Source organism: Haloarcula sp. H-hyl6, assembly GCF_056934455.1.
The window spans coordinates 629,496-655,061 of the sequence record NZ_JBRIIK010000002.1 but is presented as its reverse complement, the minus strand read 5'-3'; the positions used below and the strand labels follow the sequence as shown (position 1 = coordinate 655,061).

Here is a 25,566-nt window from a genome sequence, read left to right as displayed (position 1 = left end):
ACCTGAATCACCTCAGCGGTAGGACTTCTGGTAGCGGGCCCGAGCGCCGGGGCCGCCCCACTTCTTGGGTTCGGACTGGCGGACGTCGTTGACCAGCAGCGAACGGTCGAACTCCATGAACGCGTCGCGGAGTTCCGCGTCGTTCGTGAAGTCGACGAGCCCGCGAGCGATGGCGGTTCGGGCGGCGTCTGCCTGTCCCATGACACCGCCACCTTCGACGGTCACGTCGACGTCGACGTCGTCGCGGAGGTCGTCCTCCGCGATACGGAACGGCTCCAGCATCTTCAGCTGGGCCAGTTCCGGGTCGACCAGTTCGACCGGGTGGGAGTCGATACGCACGCGGCCCTCGCCCTCGCGGATGGTCGCGCGGGCGACGGCGGTCTTCTTCTTACCAGACGTGTTCGTTACCATGTCTTGTTCGCTCCGAGTGACTCGCTTATGTCGCCAAGCGAGACGAACTTGATGTTCGACAGTCGGTCCAGCGACGTCCCTTCGAGGACGTCGCCGTCCTCGTCGTGGGGGTTGCCGACGTAGACGCGGACGTTCTCGAACGCCTCGCGGCCGCGCTGCTTCTTGTGGGGCAGCATGCCGCGAATCGAGCGCTTGAGGATGCCGTCCGGGCGCTTGGGGTAGAAGTACCCGTTGTCGTTCCCGATGTCGACGCGCTTCTTGTACTTCTCGGTTATCTGCTCCTCTCGGCCGGTGATGACGGCTCGCTCGGCGTTGACGACGGCGACGGACTGCCCGTCGAGCGCCTTCTCGGCCACCTCGGACGCGACGCGGCCCATGATACAGTCACGGGCGTCGACGACGACGTCGGCGTCGAATTCTGCGAGGCTCATCGAATCACCCGCACGTGGGAGCCTTCGGGGTTGTTCTCGATTGCCTGTTCGAGCGATACAGCCTCTCCGACCTGCTCGATCTTCTTCTCGGCGGTGCCAGAGAAGTCGACTGCAGCGACGGTGATGTCCTTCTGCAGGACACCGGAGCCGAGCACCTTGCCCGGCACAACGACGGTCTCGTCTTCCTGCGCGTATCGTTCGATACGCCCGAGGTTGACTTCCGCGTGTGTGCGCCGTGGCTTTTCGAGTCGCTCGGCGACGTCGCCCCAGACGTTGCCACCCGCATTGCGGGCGGCCGACTTCAGGTCGGCGATGAGACTACTGAGTCTCGGGTTCGTCTTGCTCATAGAGTTCCTCCTTTGTAGGAAAAGTGCAGGGAGCAGGATTTGAACCTGCGGACCCCTACGGGACAGCGCCCTGAACGCTGCGCCGTTGGCCAGACTTGGCTATCCCTGCTCGCATTGTTGCGTTTTGCGTGCCCCGTAAAACCCCTTTCGGTCCTCGCGCTCGGGGGGCGGGCGGTCATCGGCGTCGAATGGGTGTTTCGGGGCATGTGGCGTTACAGTTGGACTGCGTCTTTCAGTTCGGTCGCGCGGTCACGCAGCGTCTCGACCGCGCGCAGGACCAGTTCGTCGGTGGTGAACGAGCCGTCGGTCTCGACGTGGAACACGAAGGCGTTCTCGACGTCGGTGACCTCGACCTCCTTGCCCGGATAGCGCTGGGTGAGGTCGTTGCCGAACTCGTCGGTCGGGACGAGGTCGCCGTCCGTCGCGTCGACGGCGGCGTGTTCGGCCGCACCCTCCTCGATGACGCCGCGGAGGATGTTCGGCTCGTCGTCCTCGAACTCGCCTTTCTCCCCGACGACCTCCGTGCGCTGGAGGTGTCGGTAGCCGACGGCCACGCCGCCCTGATGTTTGGCGTGTTCTTTCCCCGTATCGAGGACGGCGTCGGCCTCGACTTCGAGGCGCTGGCCGTCCTTCAGGTCGATGATGGGGACGTTGTCGTCGGCCGGTTCGACGAGTCCGTCGCTGGAGACGAGGTCGCTGGAGTAGGCCGTGGCCGGCCCGTCGACCGAGAGCGACAGCGTGACTTCGTCGCCGACCTCGAAGTCGTCGAGGTCGGTCGTCAGCGGGACCAGCCCCAGTCGGAGGCCGATCTGCTCGTTGAACATCACGCTGGTGTTCTCGATGACGCGGACCGTGTCGATACTGAACGTGGGCACGTCGGCAATCATCGCCCGGCGGATGCCGTTGGCGAAGGCCGGCGTGATGCCACGAATCAGTACGAGCGACTCCCGCTCGCCGCGTTCGACGAACTCGACCTCGTAGTCCTGTGTCATGGGTTAGAATCCGGAGTTTTTCGGTGCGCGAGTGCCGTCGTGTGGCGTCGGCGTGACGTCCTCGATGCGACCGATTTCGAGGCCGGCGCGGGCCAGCGCTCGGATGGTCGCCTGCGCGCCCGGGCCGGGGGAGGTCTGCTGGTTCCCACCGGGGCCGCGCACGCGGACGTCGACGCCTTCGACGCCGCGGTCGATGGCCTTCTCGGCGACGACTTCGGCCATCTGCATGGCGGCGTACGGCGACGCCTCGTCGCGGTTCTGCTTGACGACCGTCCCGCCGGAGCTCTTCGCGAGCGTCTCCGCGCCGGTCTGGTCGGTGATGGTGATGATGGTGTTGTTGAACGATGCGTGGACGTGGGCGATGCCCCAGATGCCGTCGTTCTCGGATTCGCTCATTCTTGGGCCTCCGCGCGCTCAGGGTGCAGTTCGTCCGACAGCGAGCTGTTCTCGTCGAAGCCGACGGTGTCCTCGACCGCGACCTCGACCTTCATCGACGGGCGCGTGACGCGCTGGTCGTCCAGCACGATGTGGCCGTGGACGATGAACTGGCGGGCCTGCTCGGGCGTGTTCGCGTAGCCCTTGCGGTAGACGACCGTCTGGAGTCGGCGCTCGAGGACGTCGGTGACGTCGAGCGACAGGACGTCGTCGAGCGTGTCCTGCTCGCTGAGGATGCCGTAGCGCTTGAGTCGGGCGAGGAACTCGTCTGCCTCGTCCGTCTCGGCGGTCTGGCCGAGCAGTTTCCGGGCCTCGCGGCGGTAGCCACGAAGCTCGGACTGCGCTCGCCAGAGCTCCTCTTTGTTCTTCAGGCCGTAGCGGCCGAGGAGGTTGCTCTCGTCGGCGATTCGCTCGCCCTGGAACGGGTGGTTCGGCGTCTCGTAGAACTTGGTGTTAGAGCCCAGCGCCATTATTCGTCATCCTCCCCGGCGGCTTCCTCTGCCTGCTCTTCCTTGATGGCCTCGACGTTGACGCCGATGGTCCCCTCGGTACGACCGGTGGACTTCGTGCGCTGGCCGCGGACCTTCTGCCCGCGCTTGTGACGGACCCCTCGGTAGGAGTCTATCATCTTCATGCGGTTGATGTCCTGCCGGCGGGTGAGCTGGAGGTCGTTCCCGGTCTCGTGGGTGCTCTCACCGGAGAAGTAGTCCTTCTGGTGGTTGGTCATCCACTCGGGGACCTCGTCGGCGAAGTTCTCGACGGCGTCGACGACGTTGTCGATGACGTCGTCGTCGAGCTTACCGAAGACCGCGCGACGGTCCACATCAGCCTGCTGGGCGATGATGCGGGCGGCGCGGTGGCCGATGCCGTTCAGTTCTGTCAGTGCTCGCTCGACGGACTTGGTGCCGTCGAGGTCGGTCTGTCCGATACGGACGAAGTAGCGGATGTCCTCCTCTTCCTCGGCATCCGCGTCGTCGCCCGCGTTGGGGTCTTCTGCACTCATATATGGGTAATCGGTTGGGTGAGCGTCGTGGCTGGGATTCGAACCCAGGAGGCTGTACGCCACAGAGTTAGCAACCCTGCGCCTTGGGCCAGGCTTGGCTACCACGACACGTGCTTGCTGATACTCGCGCCCGCGCCATCGCGGACTCGGGGGCCGGTCCCCCTACACGAGTCTGTCCGTGACTATTCCGGGGTTGTATAAAAACGCAACGGAAGGCGTTCTCCCCGTGACGACGGCGCATGCGTGAGGACGCCGCATACACCGACGGCGTAACTGCTTCCCGGTTGGCACCCGCAGGTAGCCCATGGGACACGTTCCGCACGCGGACGGCGGCACCGCTGTCGACCCGACGGACCGAGCGACCCTCCACGCTAATCTCGAACGTTTCGCCGGTGCGAACGGCGTCATCGAGAGCGACGACGGGACGCTGACCGTCGAGTTCGGTCGGTCGACGTCCGTCTCGGTCGGTCCCGAGGGCCACGTCACGACGGGGATGCCTCTCCACGCGTTCGATGCCCCGGCCGACCGCCTCGTCTTCGACCACGAGGCCGGCGAACTCCACGTCGATGCGGGGTCGGGAGCCGACGCCGTCGCCTACACCTTCCGACGCCCCTGACACCTGTTCGAGCCGGGGTTCTGTCACAATCCTTATCGCACCTCCGGGGCCTACCCGAAACTATGAACGAAGACGACGTCCGTGAGCGACTCCGGGTCGTACAGGACCCGGACCTCGGCGAGGACATCGTGTCGCTGGGACTCGTAAACAGCATCGAGGTGACCGACGAGGAGGTACGCATCGACCTCGCGCTCGGCGCACCGTACTCTCCGACGGAGACGAGCATGGCCAACGAGGTCCGGGAAGCCCTCTCGGACCTCGACCGGGAAGTCGACCTCTCGGCCAGCGTCGACCGCGGCGTCCCGGAGGCCGAGGACCCGCTTCCAGAGGTCAAGAACGTCATCGCCGTCGCCTCCGGCAAGGGTGGCGTCGGGAAGTCGACCATCGCGGTGAACCTCGCGGCCGGGCTCTCACGGCTAGGTGCCCGCGTGGGCCTGTTCGATGCCGACGTGTACGGTCCGAACGTCCCGCGGATGCTGGACGCAGACGAGTCCCCCCGCGCCACCGAGGACGAGGAGATAATCCCCGTCGAGAAGTACGGGATGAAGCTCATGAGCATGGACTTCCTCGTCGGGAAGGACGACCCGGTCATCTTCCGCGGTCCGATGGTCGACAACGTGCTCACCCAACTGTGGGACGACGTGCTGTGGGGGAGCCTCGACTACATGGTGGTCGACCTGCCGCCGGGCACGGGCGACACGCAACTGACGATGCTCCAGCGAGTGCCCGTCTCCGGCGCCGTCATCGTCACGACGCCGCAGGAAGTCGCGCTGGACGACGCCCGCAAGGGCCTGCGGATGTTCGGCCGGCACGAGACGCCGGTCCTCGGCATCGTCGAGAACATGTCGACGTTCGTCTGCCCGGATTGCGGCGGGGAACACGACATCTTCGGCAGCGGCGGCGGTCACGAGTTCGCCGACGAGACGCAGATGCCGTTCCTCGGCGAAGTCCCTCTGGACCCGGACGTCCGAGAGGGCGGTGACAGCGGCCAACCGCTCGTCTTGGACGAGGACAGCGACGTCGGTGAGGCGTTCCGCGACATCGCCGCTCGCACCGCGAACATGCAGGGCATCATCCACCGCAAGCGTCAGTCCGACTCGCGGACTGCCGAGACCGGTCCCGAACAGTAGGCCGGCGCGGCCGCTAAGGGAGCGGGGCAGTAGAGAGAAAGGCCGTCTTACGCTTCGACCGGGTTGTTCTGCTTGCGCGTGACGTAGCCGGCGATGCGGTTGCGTACGCCCTTGGACTCGATGTTCGTCACTTCCTCGACGACGTCCTTGTTGTGCTCGAAGTCGGCACCGAACGCGTCGGGGTATCGCTCCATCAGCAGTGTTCCGGTCTTCTTGACGTAGGCGGGCTTGATTGCCATGCGTGCATCTTGCTAGGTGGCGTTCAAAAAGGGTTCGACTTCCACGCCGGGACGCGAACCCTTATCACTCAACACGGGACCAGAGGCCCCGTGCGCTGACCAGTGTGGTGGCGTGGTCGCGGTAGTGCGACACACCACGCCACCGTTCGACCGGCGGTGTCGCCGAGCCACCAGTGTCGCCTGTTCGCTACCAATCCGCGTCGACGAGGTCACGGACCCGTCGGAAGGCGGTCCGTTCGCGCTCGCTACCGGCCGTCTCGACGACGGACTCGAAGTACCGGAGTCGCTCCAGCATCCGCTCGCGGTCGTAGGTCGGTACGTCCAGCCGAGAGGCCGCCACCGTCGCCTCGACGACTGCGGCGTGCCCGCGGTTCGTCGTCGGGACCGCCCGTCGGCGGACCTCGACCCCCTCCGGGCGGAGCGCCCACTCGACCCACTGCGTGGCCCCCTCTTCGCCCTCGGCCAGTCGCTCGACGCTGACCCGGACCCACGCGTCGGCGCTCTCCAGTACGGGGTCCGCCTCCTCGCGGACCGACAGGGCCGCCTCGGCGAAGTCGACGGGGTCCCGAGTGAACTGGACGTACCCCTCTCCCCGCTCACGGAAGTTCCGCCACGTCCGGGTTCTGCCCCACGTCGTCGCCGTCGCCGGGCCGTCGCCCTCGGGCGCCTGTACTCCGAGCGCCGCGACGTTCCACAGGCCGTTCGGCCCGCACGTCGTCACGACCGTCTCGGTGACGCCGGCGAGTTCGACGGGCCAGTCGGCGTCGGCGGCCATCAGACCACCAGCCCCCGTTCGAGGGCGACGAACAGAGCGCCTGCGACGAGGTCGGCCGTGGTTCCGGGGTTGACGTCGCGTGCGACGAGTTCCTCGGCCAGTTCCGTCGCGCTTTCCTCGCCGTCCAGCGCTGCCCGTGCCCGCCGCTGGACTTCCTCGGCCGTCTCGCGGTCGTTCCGCGTGACGACGAAGGTGTCCGGTTCCGCCGCGAGCAGTCGGAGGAAAGCGCGCGATGCGCGGTCCGCCACCGGCCCGTGGTCTGTCAGTATCTCCTCGGCGGCGCCGAACACGCGTTCGAACCCGTTCGCCCACTCGGCCGCCACCCCGTCCACCTCCGCACTCCGTTCCATCACGTCGTACAGCGTCAGGCCCCGTTCCTCCAGCGTCGGTATCGCCTCGCTCCCGTGGCGCACGTCCAGCGGTTCCAGACCCTCCGGCGGGTCGTCGACTGCCACGTCGACGTGCTCGAACGCGCGGTAGAAGTCGGCCGCGTCGGCGACGGTCGTCTCGCGGACGACGGCGTCCACTCCGTCGGGGGTCAGGTCGCCCTCGCTCGCGGCCGCGACCAGCGGCGTCAGCACCAGTAGCGCGCCGAACTGGGTGTTGCCCGCCGACTGGCCGGCCATCCCCTCGACGGCCTGTTCGAAGGCGCGGCCCACGCGCTCGCCCCCAGCGGCCAGTTCGAGGCCGGGTCGCGCTCCCACCGCACCCGCGAGAAAGTGCTCGAACCGTAGGTCGTCGTACTCCCGTTCGCGGTCCACGTTGCCGGGTTTCGGCGTGCCGGCCACCTCCAGCAGGAGCGCCAGTTCGGCGTTCTGGACCGCGGTCCGGTCGCTCATCGACTGACCTCCCGCGCGGTCCAGTCGTCGGCGGCGGCACGCACCTCGCGGAGCACGTCGAGGTCGTCGCTCGCCCGACCGACGCTGACCGCGTCCGCGCCGTGCTCGAAGTACTCGGCGGCCGTTTCGCGGTCGCGGACGCCGTTGTTCGCCACGACGAAGCAGTCGGTGGCAGCGACCACCTCTGCGACGACGGACTCCGAGTCCATGGCGTCCACGTGGACCACCTCGGCGCCTGCGTCCTCGACGGTTCGAGCCACGGCGGGGAGGTCAACCCCGTCGACCTCCGTGCGGACCTTCACGGAAACGACCGCACCCGCCTCGTCCGCGGCGGCGACCTGTTCGGCGAGTCGGTCGGCGTCCCGAAGGAGCGACTCGCCAGCCCCCGCCGTGCACATCTCCTCCTGTCGACAGTGGGCGTTCACTTCGAGGAGTGCGTCGTGGTCCCGACAGACCCGGGCCGCGCGTTCGACCGGGCCGACCGTACTGCACCGGACGTTGAACGCCGGCCGGAGCGGCGCGTCGGCGAGCGCCGCGAGTTGCTCGTCGACGAACGCGACGGGGTCCTCGGGCAGGAACTCCGAACGGTCCCTATCGACCATCTCGCGGGCGGCCGCCCGGGTGGGGCCGTCCAGCGCGATACCCCCGAGGAACGCGCATCCGACGTGGTCCTCGACGGCCCGCGCCCACGCGGCGTCCGCCTCGCCGCTGAGACTCGCCAGCGCGACCCGCGGTCGAAACATCAGGCCACCTCCGCGAGGGCGTCCGCTACCGCACGGGCGACCCGGTCGGCGTCCGCCGGGCCGTCGAGCGTCGTATCCGTGCGGACGACCGGTCTGTCGAGGTCGGTCCCGTCCTCGGAGTCGAGGACGAACGCGTCCGCGAAGGGGTAGCTCTCCGCGACGCCGGCCGTGCTCGGGTCGCGGCCGACGCCCGCCATGAGGTCCCCGGCGGGGCCGGAGAACACCTCGTCCTCGACGAACGGCGAGACGGCGACGACCGGCGTCTCGGCCAGAGCGTCCCGAATGCCCTCGACGGCGAGCATCGGTCCGAGCGAGGTGACGGGGTTCGAGGGGCCGATTACCACCGAGTCCGAGAGGGCGGTCAGGACGGCGTCGGTCGCCGTGGCCCTCTCCCGCCCCCGGAACTCGACATCCTCGACGTCGGGCTCGCCGCCACGGCCGACCCACCACTCCTGAAAGTGCATCGGACCCCGTGGCGTGTGGACGAGAGTCGCCACCGGGTCGTCGCTCATCGGCAGGAGCGTCCGGTCGAGGCCGAAGGCGTCGCCGAGGACGCGCGTCGCCTCCGTCAGCGAGTGGCCCGCGTCCAGTAGCGAGGTCCGCGTGACGTGGACCGCTCTGTCCCGGTCGCCGATGTGCATGAACTCGGCGACGCCCGAGAAGCGCCGCCAGCGGGCGATGTCTCGGCCCGCCGTCTGTGCGTCGTCGGGGAGGTACTGCGGCCCGGTCGGTAGGTCAGCGGCCTCGGCCAGACCGTGGAGTTCGTCGTGGGTCTCGGCCGTGTCGTCGGCGATACCCCACCACGTCTCCCGGTCGAGTTCGCCCCCGTCGAGGAAGAGCACCGTGTCGAGGTCCGGGCAGACGAGGTGGCCGCCCAGTTCCACGTCGTCGCCGGTGTTGGCGACGACCGTGGTGGCCGCGGGTTCGAACACGTCGTCGGCGCCGGCGAGGAGTTTCGGCGTCCCCGTCCCGCCGGCAAGGAACGTCACCATACGCCGACGTAGGGGGAACTGGCGGTATAAACGTGGCCCTGACCGGCCGCCCGGTTCGAGCGGCACGGTCGTATCAATCGGGTGAGAATCACTCGTGAAAACTGAGCGGGTAGACTCAAGTCGGTGGGCTGTGAGCTACCGCGTAACAGGTGTCATGCGCACCCTAACCGCCCACCGATTCGCCCCGGCAGCCCCCGACGAGGAGTACGTCTTCGGCGCCTGTGCCCCCGGTTGGCACAGCGCCGCGGGCCGCGACGCCGCCGTCGCCGACTGGATTGCCTCCCTCCGAGACTGTGGAGTCGAGCGCGTCTGTTGTCTGCTCGCCGGCACGCGACTGGACACCGAAGACGCGGTCCTCGACCAGTACGTCGACGCATTCGGCGAATCGAACGTCCTGCACGCGCCGGTCCCCCAACGCCGTCTCGTCTCAGAGTCCCGACTCCGCGACGAGATACTGCCCTTCCTCGCGGACGCCCGCAAAGCGGAGTCCCGAACCGTCGTCCACTGTCTGGACGGCCTCGGCCGGACGGGGCAGGTACTCGCCGCGTGGCTCGTGTACAACCGCGATTACGGGCCGACCCGGGCCATCGAGACAGTCGAGGGTGTGGGACGTGACCCGAGGGCCGCCGTCGAGCGCGGTCCCGCCGAGGAGGGCGACCTCGTCGAACTGCTGAGCGCGGTCGCCCGCCGCTGACGAACCGCGTGCCCCGCGAAACCGGCAGTACCGTTTTGCCGACGGCTACCGAATCGGTGACCGATGACCACCATCAAGGACAGCGTCCACGACCACATCGCGGTCGAGGGCGTCGCCGCCGACCTGCTGGAGACCCCGCCCGTCCAGCGCCTCCGCCGGGTCAAGCAACTCGGCACCGTGACGCTGGTCTATCCCTCGGCCAACCACACGCGCTTCGAGCACTCGCTGGGCGTCTACCACCTCGCCGACCGCGCCCTCTCGCACCTCGGCATCGAGGGCCGGCAAGCCGAGCGGGTGCGTGCCGCGGCCCTCCTCCACGACGTGGGCCACTCCCCGTACAGCCACAACGTCGAGTCGGTCATCCACCGCCGGACCGGGAAGTACCACGACGACGTCCACGAACTGCTGGACCGCGGCGAGGTGGCCCGGGTCCTCACCGACCACGGCCTGAACCCCGACACGGTCGCGGACCTCGTGGCCGGCGACGGTGAACTCGGTCAACTCGTCTCGGGGGAACTGGACGTCGACAGGATGGACTACCTCGTCCGGGACGCCCACCACACCGGCGTCCCCTACGGCACCATCGACCACGAGCGACTGGTCCGGGAGTTGCGCTTCGTCGACGGCGAACTCGTGCTGGACGAGGGGAACGTCCAGACCGCCGAGTCGCTGTTGCTGGCGCGTGCGCTGATGAACCCGACCGTCTACGCCCACCACGTGGCCCGCATCGCCAAGACGATGCTCCGCCGCGGCACCGAACGGTTGCTCGCCGCGACGAACGTGACGGCTTCGGACCTCCGGCGATGGGACGACAACGACCTGCTGGTCCGCCTGCGCCAGTGCGACGAGACGGCCGAGTACGCCCGCCGACTGAGCGAACGGGACCTCTACAAGCGGTCCGTGTGGGCCGAACGCACCGCGGTCCCGGACGACCTGCTGGACGCCGACCACCGAGACGTGCGGACGATAGAGTCCGCCATCGCGGCCGAGGCGAGCGTCGACCCCGACTCCGTGGTCCTCGACGTCCCCTCGGAACCCTCGATGACCGAGTCGAGCAGTCGCGTCCTCGTCAACGGCGACGTCCGGCGTCTCGGCGAGCAGTCGACGCTCGTCAACGCCATCCGGGCCGCGCAACGCGACCAGTGGCGCCTCGGCGTCTACGCGCCGGAAGCCGACAGCGAGCGAGTCGGCGACGTGGCCATCCGCGAACTCGGCCTCGACCTCGACGGCGCGCGGGTGCGGGACGTCCGACCCGGCATCCACGCGACCCTCGACGAATTTAACTGAGCGTCGAGTGGAGACGGATACATGATTATCGAAGGGACCGTTCTCCGCGGCCGCGCGTTCGAACCCGTCGAAGGGCGGGTCGTCGTCGAGGACGGCGAGATAGCCGCCGTCGAGGAGGACAGCGTCGAGAGCGACGCCATCGTCTGTCCGGCGTTCGTCAACGCCCACACGCACATCGGCGACTCCATCGCCAAGGAGGCCGGCGAGGGCCTCTCGCTGGAGGAACTGGTCGCGCCGCCGGACGGCCTGAAACACCGTCTGCTTCGTGAGGCGGACCGGACCGAACTCGTCGAGGGGATGGTCCGCTCGCTGTCGTACATGCACCAGTCCGGAACGGCCGCCTTCGTCGAGTTCCGCGAGGGCGGCGTCGAGGGGGTGCGGGCCATCAGAGCAGCGCTCGCGGACTCCCCGCTCCGGAGCGTCGTCCTCGGGCGAGAGACGGTCGACGCGATGGAGATGGCCGACGGGTTCGGTGCCAGCGGTGCGAACGACGCCGAGTTCGCCTCCGAACGGCGCGCGACCCGCGCCGCCGGGAAACTGTTCGGCATCCACGCCGGGGAGGTGGACAGTTCCGACATCAACCCGGCGCTGGACCTCGACCCGGACTTCCTCGTCCACATGGTCCACGCCGAACCGCTCCACCTCGAACGGGTCGCAGACAGCGAGATACCCGTCGCCGTCTGTCCGCGCTCGAACCTCGTCACGGGCGTCGGCCGTCCGCCGGTCGAGGAACTGCTCCAGCGGACGACGGTGGCGCTCGGGACGGACAACGTCTTCCTCAACAGTCCGTCGGTGTTCCGCGAGATGGAGTTCACCGCGAAGCTGTACGACGTCTCCGCGCGCGACGTCCTCCGGATGGCGACGGTCAACGGCGCGGAGCTGGCCGGCCTCGACTGCGGCCTCGTCGAGGAGGGGCGTCCGGCCAGTCTACTCGTCCTCGACGGCGACTCGGACAACCTCGCCGGCGCCCAGAACGCCGTCCGCGCCGTCGTCCGCCGGGCGGAGACCGCTGACGTCGAACGGGTCGTCGTGCCGGACCCGTAGCCACGCTTATCGGGCGCGGGCCGCAACTCCCCCGTGTGTCCCCCACCACAGACCGCGCCCTCGGCACCATCGGCCGCCTCCTGTTGGGCGGCATCGCACTCGTCGTCGCCCTCACCGTCGCCGCCGCTGTGCTCGCGTTCCTCCAGAACGTGCTGGCGGCGCTCCTGACTCTCCTCGTGACCGGCCTCCTCGTCGCCGGTGCGGGGTACGCCGTCTACTGGGCCGCGTCGACCCTCTCCGGAGGCGACGACTCCTCGTCGGCGTCGCCATCCTCGTTCGAAACGGCCCCGGACACGGAGTCGGACGCCGTCGAGCGACTGACCGAGAAGTACCGCGAGGGCGCACTCACGGAAGCCGAACTGGAGCGGGAACTGGAGCAAGTGATGGGTGGCGACGAGGACGACAAGCGGGAAGACGACGTGGAGTCGGAACTGAACTGAGCCATACCGTGGTGTGTGATATCACGTGCCAAATAACTAAGCACGCCGACGGCCTACCTCTCCGTATGTACGACCGGATACTGGTGCCGACTGACGGGTCAGACGGTATGCGCCGGGTCGTCGAACACGCCGTCGAACTCGCGAACTATCACGACGCCGAGGTCCACGGCCTCTACGTCATCGACACCGGAAGCTACGCGACGCTCCCGGTCGAGACGACGTGGGACGGCGTCACCGAGATGCTCCGCGAGGAGGGGGAAGCGGCACTCGAAGCCCTCGAAGCGATGACCGGCGACCTCACCGTACGGACGGCCGTCGAGGAGGGGTCGCCGAGCAAGCGAATCGTCGAGTACGCGCGCGAGACCGAGTGTGATACCATCGTGATGGGGACCCACGGTCGGGGCGGCATCGACCGACTGTTGCTCGGGAGCGTCGCCGAACGCGTCGTCAGGTCCTCGCCGGTCCCGGTCGTGACGGTTCCGGTCAGCGACGCGCCCGACCGGTCCGAGAGCGAATCGCAGGCCGGCGTCCCGAACTGACGGTCGGGCACCTACACCGGTCGGAGGTGCTCGCAGTCGCCCGCCGAGACCGTCTCTCTCCCGTCGTCCGTCTCCACAACCAGTCGGCCGGGGAACTCGACGTCTGTCGCCTCGCCCTCGACGACACCCCCCGGCGTCTCGACCCGCACTCGCTTCTCGAGCGTCGTCGCGTACTCCCGCCACGCGTCCAGCACGCCCTCCGGGTCCCGACGCAGTTCGTCGAACGTCTCGACCAGTCGCTGGGTGAACGTGCGCCTGTCGACCGGTCGCCCGCGGACGGCTTCGAGACTGGTCGGGTTCGCCTCGGCGGGTAGCGACTCGGGGTCGACGTTCGCGTTGACCCCGATGCCGACGACGACCCACGAGACGCGGTCGGCTTCGCCCTCCATCTCGGTGAGGATGCCGACGAGTTTGCGCTCCGCGCCGTCGTCCGCCCCGTCGACGCTCACGAGGACATCGTTGGGCCACTTGATGCGCGCCTCGACGCCCGCCTCCCGTGCCGCACGGGTCGCCGCGACGGCCGCCGCGAGGGTGAACACGGGCGCGTGAGCCATCGGCACGTCGGGCCGGAAGAGCATCGAGAGCCAGACGCCCCCGCTCGGAGAGTGCCACTCGCGGTCCAGACGGCCGCGCCCGCCTGTCTGTTCGTCCGCGAGGACGACCACGTTCTCGGCACCCTCCGCCGCGAGGTCCCGGGCGCGGGCGTTCGTACTCGGGATGCTGTCGTAGTACTCCACCTCGAACGGGGCGTCGAGGCCGTACTCGACGGCCGGACCGCCGAACTCCGGAACTGACTCCAGCGTGTAGCCGTCGTCCCCGCTCCCGATTTCGAACCCCGCGTTTCGGAGCGCCTCGACGTGCTTCCAGACGGCAGACCGCGAGATGCCGAGGTCATCGGCGAGCGCCGGCCCCGAGACTGGCCCCGCGGAGAGCGCGTCGAGCACCCGGTGTCGCGTCTCGTTCATACACCCGAGTCGCACGGAACGGCAAAAAGTCGGTCGGCCCGCGTTCGCTGTCGGCCGTTACTCGGACCCGATGACGAACAGGAGGTCGCCCATGTCGACCGAGTCCCCCTCGCCGATGGCGACGTCGTTGATGACGCCGCCGCGTTCGGCCACGATGTCGTTCTCCATCTTCATCGCCTCCAACACGCAGAGGACGTCTCCGGACTCGACCTCGTCGCCCTCGTCGACGGCCACTTCGAGGATGGTCCCCTGCATCTCGGCGGTGACCTCCTGCCCCTCGGCGCTGGACCCGCCGCCACCGCCGCCACCGGACCCGCCGCCCGGTCGGTCGGGCCGGTCACTGCCGCCCGCTGCCTCCACGTCGCCCACGTTGATGGGCGGCGCGCCGCGTTCCTCCAGTTCCACGTCGAATCGCTTGCCGTTGACCTCGACGGTGAACTCGCGTTCGACGACCTCTTCGTCGTCCTCGGCGCTCGTCTCCGCCTCCGTGCCCCAGCGCTCCTGTGCCGCCTCGATGCGAGACTTCTCGAGCGTCTCGTCCAGATACTTCGTCGTGTGCGTCGACTCGACGAACGCCTCGTCGGTGAGCATCAACCGGTGGAACGGGATGACCGTCGGGAACCCCTCGACGTCGAACTCGGCGAGCGCTCGCTTGCCGCGCTGGATGACCTCGTCGCGGTCCGACCCGTGGACGATGAGTTTCGCTATCATCGAGTCGTAGTCGGTGACGAGGTCGTCGCCCTGTCGGAGGGCGTCGTCCATCCGGACGCCGATGCCCCCCGGCGGGTCGTACGTCTCGAGGGACCCGCTGTTCGCTGGCGCGAAGTCCTTCGCCGCGTTCTCGGCGTTGATGCGGAACTCCATCGCGTGGCCCTCGATTTCGACCTCCTCCTGCTCGAAGGAGAGGACCTCGTCCTGTGCGACCCGAATCTGCCACTTGACGATGTCGATACCCGTAATCTCCTCGGTGACGCAGTGCTCGACCTGAATCCGCGTGTTCACTTCGAGGAAGTAGAAGTTCGTGTCGGGACCCAGCACCTCGTCGGCCTCCCGGTCGGGGTCCTCCTCGACGAGGAACTCGACGGTCCCGGCGTTGTAGTAGTCCGCCGCGCGCACGCCGCGACGGGCCGACTCGCCGATTTCCTCCCGGAGTTCGTCCGATAGGGCGGCGGAGGGGCCCTCTTCGATGACTTTCTGGTGTCGTCGCTGCAGGGAGCAGTCGCGTTCGCCCAGATGCCGGACGTTGCCCTCGTGGTCCGCGATAATCTGGACTTCCACGTGCCGGGGGTTCTCCAGATACCGTTCGAGATAGACCGAGTCGTTCGAGAAGTACGCCTCCCCCTCCCGTTTCGCGGACTCGAGTTGTTCCTCGGCCTCGTCCGGGCTCTGGACGATTTTCATCCCGCGGCCGCCGCCACCACCTTCGGCCTTGATGGCGACTGGGAAGCCGTGCTCCTCGCCGAACTCGACGACTTCTTCGGGGTCCTCGACGGGGTCGGTGGTTCCGGGGACGATGGGCACGTCGGCCGACTGCATGATTTTGCGGGCCTTCGTCTTCTCGCCCAGTTGCTCCATCGCGTCACCGGCCGGGCCTATCCACGCCACGCCGTCGGCCTCCTCGACCTTGCGGGCGAAGTCGGCGTTCTCGGCGAGGAAGCCGTAGCCGGGGTGGATGGCGTCGGCACCGGCCTGTTGTGCAGCGTCGAGTATCGCGTCTTGGTCCAGATAGGAGTCGGCCGCACGGGCGGGCCCCACGTTGTACGCCTCGTCGGCGTACCGGACGTGGCCCGAGTGTTTGTCCGCCTCGGAGTAAACTGCGACCGTCCCGATGCCCAACTCCTCGCACGCGCGCATGACGCGCACCGCGATTTCCCCGCGGTTGGCGACGAGCACCTTGTCGAACATACCCCCTCATACCGAGAGTTACCCCATAAAACTATGCGGAGCGCGGCATCCTTCGAACGGGACACGGTACCGGCCACTCACCTCCTCCGGACCGGCATCGACGCACGCCGAACGGGCGTTACATCCGGTCCGTCCGGCCCGCGGCGCTCCACGGGTCTGTCGGGGCCTCGTCGCGGACGCGGACGTGGCGCTTCTGCGTGCCCTCGACGCGCTCGGAGAAGGTCCACTGCTTGCCGTCCCACGACTCCTCGTCCCGGGCGGCGGCCGCCGCCGCGGCCGCGGCGACCCGCTGTCGGTCCGTGACGTGCGCGCCGACGGCGACGGCGATGGCTGCCGCCTCGTCCACGGAGGCGTCCGGCAGTTGGGCGGCGATACTCGCGACCAGTTCTGCGTCTGCCGTCTCTGCGGCGGTGTCGGTGGCCATCGTTAGAGTGGGATGTTCCCGTGTTTGCGGTCCGGTTGGTCCGCTCGCTTCCCCCGCAACAGGTCCAAGTCCTCGACGAGCCGCGGTCGGGTGTCCTTCGGTTCCAACACGTCGTCGACGAAGCCGCGTTCGGCGGCCGTGTACGGGTTCGCGAAGGCGTCGCGGTACTCGTCGATGAGTTCCTGCCGGCGGGCCTCCACGTCGTCTGCGTCGGCGAGTTCGTCGTCGTAGAGGACGTTCACCGCGCCCTGTGGCCCCATCACGGCGATTTCGGCGGTCGGCCAGGCGTAGTTGGCGTCCGCGCCGATGTGCTTCGAGGCCATCACGTCGTAGGCGCCGCCGTAGGCCTTGCGCGTGATGACTGTCAGCAACGGCACCGTCGCCTCGCTGTAGGCGTACAGCAGTTTCGCGCCGTGGTTGATGATGGCGTTGCGCTCTTGGTCCTTGCCGGGCATGAACCCCGGCACGTCGACGAACGTCAGAATGGGGATGTTGAACGAGTCACAGAAGCGGACGAACCGCGCCCCCTTCCGCGAGGCGTCGATGTCGAGCGTCCCGGCGTTCACCCGCGGTTGGTTGCCCACGACGCCGACGCTGTGGCCGTCGAGTCGGGCGAACCCGGTGACGATGTTGCGGGCAAAGCCCTCGGCCACCTCGAAGAACGAGTCCTCGTCCAAGACGCCGTCTATCACGTCCACCATGTCGTACGGCTTCTGTGGCTCGTCGGGCACCGTCTCGACGAGGCTCTCGTCGCGGCGCTCCGGGTCGTCCCACGGGTCCACGCGCGGCGGGTCGGCGACGTTGTTCTGCGGGAGGAACGAGAGGAGATAGCGGATGTCGTCCATCGCCGCCTTCTCGTCGGCGGCGGTGAAGTGGGCGACGCCCGATTCGGTGGCGTGTGTCTGTGCCCCACCCAGTTCGTCGAAGCCGACTTCCTCGCCGGTGACCGTCTCGATGACGTCCGGGCCGGTGATGAACATGTGGCTGGTCTCCTCGACCATGTAGACGAAGTCCGTGATGGCCGGTGAGTACACCGCGCCGCCGGCACACGGCCCCATGATGGCCGAAATCTGCGGGACGACGCCGCTTGCCTGCTGGTTGCGGTGGAAGATGTCGGCGTACCCCGCCAGCGAGTCGATGCCCTCTTGAATGCGCGCCCCGGCCGAGTCGTTCAGTCCGATGATGGGCGCGCCGTTCTCGATGGCCTTGTCCATCACCTTACAGACCTTCTGTGCGAAGGCCTCGCCGAGCGACCCGCCGAAGACGGTGAAGTCGTGGGCGAAGACGTAGACGCGTTCGCCGTTGACCTCGCCGTAGCCGACGACGACGCCGTCGCCGGGGACGTGCTTCTCGTCCATGTCGAAGTTGGTCGAACGGTGTTCCCGCAGGGCGTCTATCTCGACGAACGTGTCGTCGTCGAGGAAGTAGTCGATTCGCTCGCGAGCAGTGAGTTTCCCCTTCTCGTGTTGGGCCTCGATGCGCTCTTCGCCACCGCCACGTTCGGCCTCCGCCTTCCGTTCGCGGAGGTCCTCGACGCGGTCGTCGTGGTTCACGCGACATCACGGCTCCCGGACCTGAGCATACCCGTCCCGTCGGGGGCATCCGAAAAAAGCGTTGCCCGCCCGATACCGTCGGAGTTTTGCCGACCAGCCACCACGCTACCCTCGTGAAGAACATCACGGCAACGCAGCACAACCCGTTTGGCTTCGAGCCGCCGTGTGAGCCGTTCGTTCCCGGGTACGGGGACGCTAACGCCGACTTCCACGTCGTCGGCGACCACCCGGGCGTCCACGGCGGCAGCGAGTCGGGCATCCCATTCACGGGGACCCCTGCCGCCGAGCGACTCCAGCGCGCACTCGTCGACGGCGGCCTACTGAAGGAGGCGGGAACGCCGCCGACCGTCGACAAGACGTACCTCTCGTACCTGTTCCTGTGTGGCGACCGCGTCCCGACCGAGGCCGACTACGCGGACCACGAACCGATGTTCGATACCGAGGTTCGGGCCATCACCTCCCACGTCCTGCTCCCTGTCGGCGAGCGCGCGACCAAGCACGTCTTCGCCAACATGACGGCCGAACCCGCCGACGAGGTGGACATGGAGGCGCTCCACGCGACGGAGGTTCGGGGGAGCGGGTGGCTCGTCTACCCCATCAAGGACCCCGCCGAGTGGACCGACGGCGACGAGGACGCTCTCGTGGCCGCGCTCAGAGCCCTGCTGGCGACGGACTACAGACAGGAGGCGGAACTGGGCCGGTTCCTCCCCGGCGACGAGGTGTGGCGGGTCCGCTAGGTCACGGCGAGAGGTCCGCCGCGGTGAGCGGCGTCGACTCCGCTTCGTACCGCTCGAACCGACGGTCGGCCCACGACCGGACCGCCGGGTCGTCGGTGTCGACGGCCGCCTGTAACACGCCTCGCTCGTCGCGGACCAGCAGGTTCACCACGTCGTCGGCGACGGTCACTGCCAGCGGTATCTCCCCGTCGTAGACGCGCACCGACGCCGTCTCGGTGTCGAGGAGGGCGCGCAGGCGGCCGCGGAGCGTCTCGTCCCCGGTCAGTGCCTCGACGGCGCTCCGTGAGAGGACCGCGCGGAACTGCTGGTCGCCGGCCCTCTCGGCGGCCACCGCGAGGCTCTGGTCGTTGAACGCGTGCGAGAACGCCGTCACCGCGTCGGCGTCGCGCATCAGGGAGAGGAGCCGCTGGAGCGGCGCGTTCGGGCGCGTCTGGGTCGGCGTCGTTATCGTCGCGTCGGCGAGGTGACGCAGGTCGAATCCAATCGCGTCCGTCGGCAGGTACTCGACGATGCCCCGGAGGTCACGCTCCGTCGACAGGATGTCGAGGAGGTCCCTGAAACCCTCGGCGACGAGTCGGCCGGTCGCGGTGGCTTCGTAGCCGCCCGCTGTCCGCTTGACCCACTTGCGGTCCTCGAAGTCCCCGAGGATGCGACCCAGCGTCGCCTGCGAGGCTCCCGTCTCCGCGGCGAGTTCCGACCGCGTGTGCCACTCCGACGCGAGGAGTTCCAGCACCGCGACCCGGTTCGGCGAGAGCGCGAGGAACTCTATCTCCGAGAGGGACTCGTCCATACGTGCGCTTGCGGTCCCAGGCGGATACCGCTTTCGCGTCGTGAAATATTTGCACGCTGTGAAATCTCGCCGTGCCGCGTCGCCGGTTTCCCGTCGTGTAACATTTTCTGAACGAGACTATAAGTCCCTTACTCGTACCACAGAGTACGATGATACAGCCGCTCTGTGCGATTCTACTGCGTGTCTCGGTGTCCGGTCAGCTCTCCGACGAGGTAGTAGTATAACGATGGTGTCACGACGTGTACTCGCGCTCGGTGTGGCCGCGAGCGTCCTCTTCGGCGGTACGTTCGTCGCGGCGAAGGCCGGCCTCGACCACTTCCCTCCCCTCCTGTTCGTCGCGCTCCGGTTCGACATCGCCGCCGCGGCACTGTTGGGATACGTGGCGCTCACTCGCTCGCGCGCCGAACTGCTCCCGCGGACTCGCGCCGACGCGTTCGGCGTCCTCGCGACGGGCCTCCTCGCACTCGGTCTGACCAACGCCCTCCTGTTCGTCGGTCAGCAACACGCCACCAGCGCCGTCGGCGCCATCGTGTTCAGCCTCAACCCCATCCTGACGCCCGTGTTCGCGGCCCTCTTGCTGGCCGACGAACGCCTCTCGAAGCGCGGGGCGACGGGACTGCTCGTCGGTCTGCTCGGCGTGGCGCTGGTCGTGAACCCCGACCCGGCCACGCTGGTCGGCGGCGGAGAGGGCAAACTGCTCCTCTTCGGCGGTGCCGTCACCGGTGCGCTCGGGAGCGTCCTCGTCCGGTGGAGCGACAGCGACCTCTCCAGCACCGTTCGGACGGGGTGGGCCCTCCCGTTCGCTGCCGCACTCAGTCACGCGCTTAGCTGGTGGACCGGCGAGTCCGCCGCGGCGATTAGCTGGACGCCCGGAGCGCTCGCGGCGCTGTTCTACGTCGGCGTCTTCGCCGGGGCCGTCGCCTACGTGGCCTACTTCGGCCTGCTGGACGACGCCGGCGCGACTCACGCGAACCTCGTGTTCTACGTGGTGCCGGTCGTCTCGACGCTCGGCGGGTGGGCGCTGCTGGGCGAGTCCATCTCCGAACTGGCCGTCGTCGGGTTCGCCACCGTGTTCGCTGGCTTCGTCGTCCTCGGTAGCGAGTCGTTCTCTCTGCCCGTTCGCTCCCTCGGTGCGTCCCTCCGGAACGACCCGACTGGGTCCGTCGACAGTCTCGGCGTCGGCGAGGACGCGACGGGGTTCGAGTCCGACTGAGCACCCGGGCTAACCTTCATTATATAGGCTAGCAAACACTCCGTTATGGACTGCAGAGTTGTCGTCGAGGCAGCCGTTCCCGTCTACGACGTGGCCACAGCGGACGAAGCGGTCCGAATCGCTATCTCGAAGACGGGGGAGATGCTCAACCCGGACCTCAACTACGTCGAGATAAACATGGGTGAGCGGAGCTGTCCACACTGCGGCGAGGAGTTGGAACCCGCGTTCATCGCCGCCGACGAGAGCCTCGTCGCCCTCGAACTGGAGATGACCGTCTTCAACGTCGAGCGCGACGAACACGCGGCCCGCATCGCCCGGAAGGAGATCGGGCAACGGCTGGAGAACATCCCGCTCGACGTACTCGAAATCGAGGAACTCCCGGAGGAGGACGACGAGGGAGACGAACCGGCAGATAGCGACGAAGAGACGGCGGACGGAGACGAGGGGACGGACGACGACGACGTCCTGCCCGAGTTCGAAGAACTCATCGACGAATAGCCGGGCGACCGCAGTGCAGTCCGTTCTCGCGGGTGCAGTCGCTCGGTAGCGGCGCTGTCGGGGAGGAAGGGAGGGGTTCAGTCCGCGGCGGCAGAAACAGGCTCTTTCTCCTCGGCGGTCATCTCCGAGGTGATTCCGTCGGCGATAGCGAAGACAGCGGCCTTGTGGTCGGTCTTCGACTTATGAATCGATGTGGGCTTGACGCCCAGTTCGGCGTACTCGTCGTGTTCGACGGTGGAACCGGACTCCTGTTCGTAGTGGGTCTGTACCTGTGCAAGCAGGCCGTGAAGGTGAATGAGCTCCTGCTTCTTCATGGTCAACACACGCTAGAGACCGTAGGGTTATAGTACTACTCTGACGGAGGTTAACACACCACTCCGCCATGATAGAACGTGAAGGAGAGGCGCACAGACCCCCGAATTCGACACCCGAATCCGAATCCCGTCACGGCGCGTGTACGCGGTTGAAAGTTTTTTGACCACGGGGTCCGCCACTGTCGCGTATGGACTACGACGATATGCTCGACCGGGCGATGTCCGAGACGCCCGAGATAGCGGGGTCGTCAGAGCGGTTCGAGGTTCCCGACCCGGAGGTCAGACAGGAGGGCAACGTCACCGTTGTCGAGAACTTCCAGTCGCTGTGTGACCGTCTGGACCGCGACCCGGACCACGTCCTGCAGTTCCTCCAGACGGAGATGGGGACGAGCGCGCACATTGACGAGAGCGGGCGGGCGCGTCTCACCGGGTCGTTCGGGGCCGACCGTCTGGGCACGGCCATCGACGAGTACGTAGAGGAGTTCGTCCTCTGTTCGGAGTGTGGCCTCCCGGATACGCGGCTCGAACGAGAGGGCGACGCGCTGTTGCTCCGCTGTGAGGCGTGCGGGGCGCGCTCCGCGACAAACGGCTAGTTACTGGAGCCCCTTCAGCGTCTGTAAGTCGCGGTCGGTCCGTGTGAACTCGGCGAGGCGGCGGCTCGCGTGACAGTTCGGGCAGTGAAACAGCGTGTCGTGTGTCGGTAACTCGCTCGGCGTCGACTCCCAGTCTTTCGTGCATTCGGGACAGAGCAACCGGACGTACGCTTCCTCCATGTGTGCTGTTGACACACACCGAGGGTGGAAAAAGGTTGGCGTCACCCCACTCCCCTGCCTCAGACCGTCTGGTCAGTGGTCCGACCGGTCTGTCTAGGCAGGGACGTCCTCGGCTTCGAGGAGTTCCTTGTACCGGTTGCGGATGGTGACCTCGGAGATGTTGGCCACCTCGCCGACCTCGCTCTGGGTGACCTTCTCGTTGGTCAGGAGGGCGGCGGCGTAGACGGCCGCGGCCGCGAGTCCGACCGGCGACTTCCCGGAGAGCAGGCCGGCGTTGCGGGCCCGGTCGATGAGTTCGCGGGCCTGCCGCTCCGTCTCGTCGCTCAGGTCGAGGTCCGAGACGAACCGCGGGACGTACTGCTCGGGGTCCGCCGGTTGGACTTCGAGGTTCAGTTCGCGCACGATGTAGCGGTAGGTCCGCGTGAGTTCCATCTTGTTGACCCGGGAGACGACCGCCATCTCGTCGAGCGACCGCGGACTGCCGGCCATGCGGGCCGACGCGTACAGCGCCGACGTCGCGACGCCCTCGATGGAGCGGCCGGGGAGCAGGTCTTCGTCGAGCGCACGGCGGTAGATGACGCTGGCCGTCTCGCGGACGTTCTGCGGGAGGCCGAGCGCGGAGGCCATGCGGTCTATCTCGCCGAGGGCCTGCTTGAGGTTGCGCTCCTTGGAGTCGCGGGTGCGGAACCGCTCGTTCCACGTGCGCAGACGCTGCATCTTCTGGCGTTGGCTGGACGAGAGCGACCGCCCGTAGGCGTCCTTGTTCTGCCAACCGATGTTGGTCGACAGGCCCTTGTCGTGCATCATGTTCGTCGTCGGCGCGCCCACGCGGGACTTCTGGTCGCGCTCCGCGGAGTCGAACGCGCGCCACTCCGGCCCGCGGTCGATGCTGTCCTCTTCGACGACGAGGCCGCAGTCCTGACAGACCATCTCGCCGTGTTCGCTGTCCGTCGCGACGTCGCCGCCACACTCGGGACAGACGTCTTCCCGTTCCGTCGTCTCCTCGTCGAGTTCGCGCTCCTGAACGTTTTCTTCCGTCGTGTTTCGTACTGTGGATTCACTCATGATTTTGATGTCACCGACTGCCGGGTGCGTAATGCTAAAGAACCCTTGCTGGGCTTCTCTTACCCATAGTTAGTTCGTCAACTATTTAAACCTTTCCCCAATTTCGACCAGAAACCGCACGATAGCGGCGTGGTACCGTGCATCACGGGCCCCTATCCAGACTACTTAACTCTGCCGTCGGGCCGGCCGACGTATCGACTTCGTACGGGAGTCGGTCAGTCCCACGTGACCCACGCGAGCACCGCGAGGCCGACCGTCTCCAAGACGTGCAGGACGACCATCGCCTGCCACGCCGGGTTCGGAACGGCTGTGCTGAACCACTGTGCCAAGAGCGGGTCCAGCAGATAGAAGTACAGAGCGGAGGCGTTCTCCCCGAGGAGGAACACCGCGAACAGGAGCAACCCGAGCGTGTGCTTCGAGCGCAGCTCGTAGTAGTTACGCCCCCACACGTAGACGAGCACCGCCAGTAACAGCACGTTGACGGTGACAGCGACACGTGCGACGTCAATCCAACCGACCATTGGTCCTCCCTTTCAGACTGTCGCCGATATACTCTTTCCCAAATTCAACCATACTCACTCCGCTGCCTCCATTATCTCCTCGACCGTGTCCCAGTAGTTTCGCACCCGGTCGGTGGGCAGGTACACCGCACCGTAGTCGTCACCGCTGTCGGTGACGATGTCGTTCTCCGCCAGAACGTCGAGGTGGTGCCGGACCGTCTTGTAGTCGAGGTCGAGCGTCTCCGCGAGTTTGTTCGCGTTCCGAGGCCGGTCGGCGAGCGCGCGGAGGATTCGGATGCGGTTCGTTCCGCCCCGCGTGCTCGTCAAGACGTACCACAGCACGGCCTCCATCGTCGTGTCAGACTCGGGGCGGCTACGTAAGCCCACCGCATGCCCCACACGAGGGCGTCACTGCGTGAACAGATGCCCTTCGGTGGGCACGTCGAACAGGCCGATGCGTGCGCCCGCGTCCAGCCACGCGTGCCCGTAGGAGAAGGAAGCCAGCGCGTTGACGAGGTCGTCCTCCTCGCGGAAGTGCCGGCCGTCCTGCAGATACGACGACGCCATCTCCTCGCAGTCGAGGGCCGCGTCGTGCATCGGCGTCCCCTCTGGCGGTGCAATCTCCGCGGCGTCCAGGGCTTCGGCGAGCAGTCCCTCGTAGCGGTCGGTCTTCTCCGCTAAGTCGGCGGCCATAGCCGGAGCGAGCGACGGCGAGCGTGTAAGCCTGTCGGCGTGGCCGTGTAGCGTCGACACGACAGCGCAAGGTAAATACGCCGTTGTGGAGTAACACGAGTAATGACAGACACCGAGGAACACCGCCGACTCGTCGTCGCTGGGACCGGTATCGCCGGCCTGACCGCCGCCATCTACGCCGCCCGCAGCAACAACGACCCCCTCGTCTTCGAGGGGGACGAACCGGGCGGCCAACTGACACTCACGAGCGAAGTCGAGAACTACCCCGGGTTCCCCGAGGGCATCTCCGGCCCGGACCTCATCAACGAGATGAAAGCACAGGCCGAGCAGTTCGGCTCCGAACTGAAGCACGGCGTCGTCGAGGACGTGGACGACTCAGAACGCCCGTTCCGCGTCGAGCTCTCGAACGGCGACGTCTACACCTGCGACGCCTTCGTCGCCGCGTCCGGCGCCAGCGCCCGGACGCTGGGCATCCCCGGCGAGGACGACCTGATGGGCTACGGCGTCTCGACGTGTGCGACCTGTGACGGCGCGTTCTTCCGCGGCGAGGACATGCTGGTCGTCGGCGGCGGCGACGCCGCCATGGAGGAGGCCCACTTCCTCACGAAGTTCGCCGACACCGTCTACATCGCCCACCGCCGCGAGGAGTTCCGCGCGGAGGACTACTGGATAGACAAGGTCCAGAAGAAGGTCGAATCGGGCGAAATCGAAATCATGCGCAACACCGAGGTACTGGAGATGCACGGCAGCGCCGAGGAGGGCGTCGACCACGTCACCCTCGCCCAGAACGAGTCGGGCTATCCCTCCGAGAACCTCGACGACGAGGAGACGGAGGTGTTCGACTTCGACGTCGGTGCGGTGTTCATCGCCATCGGCCACACGCCGAACACGGAGTACCTCGAAGGTACGGGCGTCGAACTCGACGAGACGGGCTACATCCAGACGCAGGGCGGCAAGGGCGGGAACCAGACCGCAACCGACGTCGAAGGCCTGTTTGGGGCCGGCGACGTCGTGGACTACCACTACCAGCAGGCCGTCACCGCCGCCGGGATGGGCTGTAAGGCCGCCATCGACGCCGACGGCTACCTCGAAGACCTGGAGGAGTCAGAGACCGAAGCCGAAGCCGCCGAAGCGGACGACTGAGCGAGGCGACGGCGAACTGTTTTCTTGCCGTCTCGA

General features: G+C 67.4%; 35 protein-coding genes and 2 tRNA genes. 12 read left to right on the top strand and 25 right to left on the bottom strand.

Features of this window, described 5'->3' with window-relative positions; translation table 11 throughout:
• Window positions 1-12: 12 nt before the first annotated feature.
• From Hhyl6_RS16875 to Hhyl6_RS16835, 9 genes are all read right to left on the bottom strand, one after another.
• Entirely contained in the window at window positions 13-411 is a 399-nt protein-coding gene (locus Hhyl6_RS16875) for a 30S ribosomal protein S9 (RefSeq protein ID WP_483740415.1), read from the bottom strand.
• A complete protein-coding gene (locus Hhyl6_RS16870; RefSeq protein WP_483740414.1) occupies window positions 405-842 on the bottom strand; it encodes a 50S ribosomal protein L13 in 438 nt (145 codons plus the stop codon). Before Hhyl6_RS16870 ends, Hhyl6_RS16875 begins: the two co-directional genes overlap by 7 nt.
• Window positions 839-1,189, bottom strand: a complete 351-nt coding sequence (locus Hhyl6_RS16865) for a 50S ribosomal protein L18e (protein WP_483740413.1) — start codon at window positions 1,187-1,189, stop codon at window positions 839-841. Before Hhyl6_RS16865 ends, Hhyl6_RS16870 begins: the two co-directional genes overlap by 4 nt.
• Window positions 1,190-1,213: 24 nt before the next feature.
• Window positions 1,214-1,298: transfer RNA gene (locus Hhyl6_RS16860), tRNA-Leu, on the bottom strand.
• 103 nt (window positions 1,299-1,401) lie between these two features.
• Entirely contained in the window at window positions 1,402-2,181 is a 780-nt protein-coding gene (locus Hhyl6_RS16855) for a DNA-directed RNA polymerase subunit D (protein ID WP_483740412.1), read from the bottom strand.
• A gap of 3 nt (window positions 2,182-2,184) precedes the next feature.
• Window positions 2,185-2,577, bottom strand: a complete 393-nt coding sequence (locus tag Hhyl6_RS16850; protein WP_483740411.1) for a 30S ribosomal protein S11 — start codon at window positions 2,575-2,577, stop codon at window positions 2,185-2,187.
• Window positions 2,574-3,086, bottom strand: coding sequence for a 30S ribosomal protein S4 (locus tag Hhyl6_RS16845; protein ID WP_483740410.1), 513 nt, complete (start codon window positions 3,084-3,086; stop codon window positions 2,574-2,576). The genes Hhyl6_RS16850 and Hhyl6_RS16845 overlap by 4 nt, the downstream gene beginning before the upstream one ends.
• The gene (locus tag Hhyl6_RS16840; protein ID WP_483740409.1) at window positions 3,086-3,619 is read right to left on the bottom strand and encodes a 30S ribosomal protein S13; all 534 of its coding nucleotides are present in this window, start codon (window positions 3,617-3,619) and stop codon (window positions 3,086-3,088) included. Before Hhyl6_RS16840 ends, Hhyl6_RS16845 begins: the two co-directional genes overlap by 1 nt.
• Before the next feature lie 23 nt (window positions 3,620-3,642).
• Window positions 3,643-3,727 (bottom strand) — tRNA-Ser (locus Hhyl6_RS16835).
• Between the two features lie 196 nt (window positions 3,728-3,923).
• On the opposite strand from Hhyl6_RS16835, the gene Hhyl6_RS16830 reads away from it, so the two are divergent.
• Entirely contained in the window at window positions 3,924-4,235 is a 312-nt protein-coding gene (locus tag Hhyl6_RS16830; RefSeq protein ID WP_483740408.1) for a hypothetical protein, read from the top strand.
• Between the two features lie 62 nt (window positions 4,236-4,297).
• Window positions 4,298-5,365, top strand: a complete 1,068-nt coding sequence (locus Hhyl6_RS16825; protein ID WP_483740407.1) for an Mrp/NBP35 family ATP-binding protein — start codon at window positions 4,298-4,300, stop codon at window positions 5,363-5,365.
• 47 nt (window positions 5,366-5,412) lie between these two features.
• On the opposite strand, the gene Hhyl6_RS16820 is transcribed toward Hhyl6_RS16825, so the two are convergent.
• The 5 genes from Hhyl6_RS16820 to cofD form a co-directional block, all read right to left on the bottom strand.
• Window positions 5,413-5,604 carry a 30S ribosomal protein S17e gene (locus Hhyl6_RS16820; RefSeq protein WP_483740406.1) on the bottom strand — a complete coding sequence of 64 codons (192 nt, stop codon included), beginning with the start codon at window positions 5,602-5,604 and terminating at the stop codon, window positions 5,413-5,415.
• A 187-nt stretch (window positions 5,605-5,791) separates the two neighbouring features.
• The gene (locus Hhyl6_RS16815; RefSeq protein WP_483740405.1) at window positions 5,792-6,379 is read right to left on the bottom strand and encodes a DUF447 domain-containing protein; all 588 of its coding nucleotides are present in this window, start codon (window positions 6,377-6,379) and stop codon (window positions 5,792-5,794) included.
• Window positions 6,379-7,218 carry a triphosphoribosyl-dephospho-CoA synthase gene (locus tag Hhyl6_RS16810; RefSeq protein WP_483740404.1) on the bottom strand — a complete coding sequence of 280 codons (840 nt, stop codon included), beginning with the start codon at window positions 7,216-7,218 and terminating at the stop codon, window positions 6,379-6,381. Before Hhyl6_RS16810 ends, Hhyl6_RS16815 begins: the two co-directional genes overlap by 1 nt.
• Complete coding sequence (locus tag Hhyl6_RS16805) at window positions 7,215-7,961, bottom strand: tRNA-dihydrouridine synthase (RefSeq protein WP_483740403.1); 747 nt, start codon at window positions 7,959-7,961, stop codon at window positions 7,215-7,217. Before Hhyl6_RS16805 ends, Hhyl6_RS16810 begins: the two co-directional genes overlap by 4 nt.
• Window positions 7,961-8,953: a 2-phospho-L-lactate transferase gene (cofD, locus tag Hhyl6_RS16800; protein WP_483740402.1), complete on the bottom strand. Its 993-nt coding sequence runs from the start codon at window positions 8,951-8,953 to the stop codon at window positions 7,961-7,963. Before cofD ends, Hhyl6_RS16805 begins: the two co-directional genes overlap by 1 nt.
• A gap of 154 nt (window positions 8,954-9,107) precedes the next feature.
• Here cofD and Hhyl6_RS16795 point away from each other — a divergent pair, with 154 nt between their 5' ends.
• From Hhyl6_RS16795 to Hhyl6_RS16775, 5 genes are all read left to right on the top strand, one after another.
• Window positions 9,108-9,647, top strand: a complete 540-nt coding sequence (locus tag Hhyl6_RS16795) for a protein-tyrosine phosphatase family protein (RefSeq protein ID WP_483740401.1) — start codon at window positions 9,108-9,110, stop codon at window positions 9,645-9,647.
• Window positions 9,648-9,710: 63 nt separating this feature from the next.
• A complete protein-coding gene (locus Hhyl6_RS16790) occupies window positions 9,711-10,934 on the top strand; it encodes an HD domain-containing protein (RefSeq protein WP_483740400.1) in 1,224 nt (407 codons plus the stop codon).
• 21 nt (window positions 10,935-10,955) lie between these two features.
• Complete coding sequence (locus tag Hhyl6_RS16785) at window positions 10,956-11,978, top strand: amidohydrolase family protein (RefSeq protein ID WP_483740399.1); 1,023 nt, start codon at window positions 10,956-10,958, stop codon at window positions 11,976-11,978.
• Between the two features lie 35 nt (window positions 11,979-12,013).
• Window positions 12,014-12,418 carry an SHOCT domain-containing protein gene (locus Hhyl6_RS16780; RefSeq protein ID WP_483740398.1) on the top strand — a complete coding sequence of 135 codons (405 nt, stop codon included), beginning with the start codon at window positions 12,014-12,016 and terminating at the stop codon, window positions 12,416-12,418.
• Window positions 12,419-12,483: 65 nt separating this feature from the next.
• Complete coding sequence (locus tag Hhyl6_RS16775; RefSeq protein WP_483740397.1) at window positions 12,484-12,957, top strand: universal stress protein; 474 nt, start codon at window positions 12,484-12,486, stop codon at window positions 12,955-12,957.
• 11 nt (window positions 12,958-12,968) lie between these two features.
• On the opposite strand, the gene Hhyl6_RS16770 is transcribed toward Hhyl6_RS16775, so the two are convergent.
• The 4 genes from Hhyl6_RS16770 to Hhyl6_RS16755 form a co-directional block, all read right to left on the bottom strand.
• A complete protein-coding gene (locus Hhyl6_RS16770; protein WP_483740396.1) occupies window positions 12,969-13,922 on the bottom strand; it encodes a biotin--[acetyl-CoA-carboxylase] ligase in 954 nt (317 codons plus the stop codon).
• Between the two features lie 57 nt (window positions 13,923-13,979).
• Window positions 13,980-15,827 (bottom strand): acetyl-CoA carboxylase biotin carboxylase subunit, encoded by a 1,848-nt coding sequence (locus Hhyl6_RS16765; RefSeq protein ID WP_483740395.1) that lies wholly within the window; start codon window positions 15,825-15,827, stop codon window positions 13,980-13,982.
• Between the two features lie 118 nt (window positions 15,828-15,945).
• Window positions 15,946-16,251, bottom strand: a complete 306-nt coding sequence (locus Hhyl6_RS16760; protein ID WP_483740394.1) for a DUF8022 family protein — start codon at window positions 16,249-16,251, stop codon at window positions 15,946-15,948.
• A gap of 2 nt (window positions 16,252-16,253) precedes the next feature.
• Window positions 16,254-17,804 (bottom strand): acyl-CoA carboxylase subunit beta, encoded by a 1,551-nt coding sequence (locus Hhyl6_RS16755; protein ID WP_483740393.1) that lies wholly within the window; start codon window positions 17,802-17,804, stop codon window positions 16,254-16,256.
• Between the two features lie 113 nt (window positions 17,805-17,917).
• On the opposite strand from Hhyl6_RS16755, the gene Hhyl6_RS16750 reads away from it, so the two are divergent.
• Complete coding sequence (locus tag Hhyl6_RS16750) at window positions 17,918-18,541, top strand: uracil-DNA glycosylase family protein (RefSeq protein ID WP_483740392.1); 624 nt, start codon at window positions 17,918-17,920, stop codon at window positions 18,539-18,541.
• A gap of 1 nt (window position 18,542) precedes the next feature.
• Here the strand turns inward: Hhyl6_RS16750 and Hhyl6_RS16745 are convergent, their stop codons facing one another.
• Window positions 18,543-19,331, bottom strand: a complete 789-nt coding sequence (locus tag Hhyl6_RS16745; RefSeq protein WP_483740391.1) for a helix-turn-helix transcriptional regulator — start codon at window positions 19,329-19,331, stop codon at window positions 18,543-18,545.
• A gap of 226 nt (window positions 19,332-19,557) precedes the next feature.
• Here Hhyl6_RS16745 and Hhyl6_RS16740 point away from each other — a divergent pair, with 226 nt between their 5' ends.
• Both Hhyl6_RS16740 and Hhyl6_RS16735 read left to right on the top strand, forming a co-directional pair.
• Window positions 19,558-20,544 carry a DMT family transporter gene (locus Hhyl6_RS16740; protein ID WP_483740390.1) on the top strand — a complete coding sequence of 329 codons (987 nt, stop codon included), beginning with the start codon at window positions 19,558-19,560 and terminating at the stop codon, window positions 20,542-20,544.
• Between the two features lie 45 nt (window positions 20,545-20,589).
• Window positions 20,590-21,042, top strand: a complete 453-nt coding sequence (locus tag Hhyl6_RS16735; protein WP_483740389.1) for a DUF555 domain-containing protein — start codon at window positions 20,590-20,592, stop codon at window positions 21,040-21,042.
• A 77-nt stretch (window positions 21,043-21,119) separates the two neighbouring features.
• On the opposite strand, the gene Hhyl6_RS16730 is transcribed toward Hhyl6_RS16735, so the two are convergent.
• Window positions 21,120-21,356 (bottom strand): UPF0058 family protein, encoded by a 237-nt coding sequence (locus Hhyl6_RS16730; protein ID WP_483740388.1) that lies wholly within the window; start codon window positions 21,354-21,356, stop codon window positions 21,120-21,122.
• A gap of 188 nt (window positions 21,357-21,544) precedes the next feature.
• Between Hhyl6_RS16730 and Hhyl6_RS16725 the strand changes: the two genes are divergently transcribed.
• Complete coding sequence (locus tag Hhyl6_RS16725) at window positions 21,545-21,949, top strand: translation initiation factor IF-2 subunit beta (RefSeq protein WP_483740387.1); 405 nt, start codon at window positions 21,545-21,547, stop codon at window positions 21,947-21,949.
• Here the strand turns inward: Hhyl6_RS16725 and Hhyl6_RS16720 are convergent, their stop codons facing one another.
• The 5 genes from Hhyl6_RS16720 to Hhyl6_RS16700 form a co-directional block, all read right to left on the bottom strand.
• Window positions 21,950-22,129, bottom strand: a complete 180-nt coding sequence (locus Hhyl6_RS16720) for a DUF7836 family putative zinc-binding protein (protein ID WP_220618593.1) — start codon at window positions 22,127-22,129, stop codon at window positions 21,950-21,952.
• A 93-nt stretch (window positions 22,130-22,222) separates the two neighbouring features.
• Window positions 22,223-23,194, bottom strand: a complete 972-nt coding sequence (locus Hhyl6_RS16715) for a transcription initiation factor IIB (RefSeq protein WP_483740386.1) — start codon at window positions 23,192-23,194, stop codon at window positions 22,223-22,225.
• 215 nt (window positions 23,195-23,409) lie between these two features.
• The gene (locus Hhyl6_RS16710) at window positions 23,410-23,715 is read right to left on the bottom strand and encodes a DUF8036 family membrane protein (RefSeq protein ID WP_483740385.1); all 306 of its coding nucleotides are present in this window, start codon (window positions 23,713-23,715) and stop codon (window positions 23,410-23,412) included.
• A gap of 54 nt (window positions 23,716-23,769) precedes the next feature.
• Window positions 23,770-24,045, bottom strand: a complete 276-nt coding sequence (locus tag Hhyl6_RS16705; protein WP_483740384.1) for an ArsR/SmtB family transcription factor — start codon at window positions 24,043-24,045, stop codon at window positions 23,770-23,772.
• Window positions 24,046-24,102: 57 nt separating this feature from the next.
• Window positions 24,103-24,387, bottom strand: a complete 285-nt coding sequence (locus Hhyl6_RS16700; RefSeq protein ID WP_483740383.1) for a DUF357 domain-containing protein — start codon at window positions 24,385-24,387, stop codon at window positions 24,103-24,105.
• 102 nt (window positions 24,388-24,489) lie between these two features.
• On the opposite strand from Hhyl6_RS16700, the gene Hhyl6_RS16695 reads away from it, so the two are divergent.
• Complete coding sequence (locus tag Hhyl6_RS16695) at window positions 24,490-25,530, top strand: NAD(P)/FAD-dependent oxidoreductase (protein ID WP_483740382.1); 1,041 nt, start codon at window positions 24,490-24,492, stop codon at window positions 25,528-25,530.
• Window positions 25,531-25,566 lie beyond the last annotated feature (36 nt).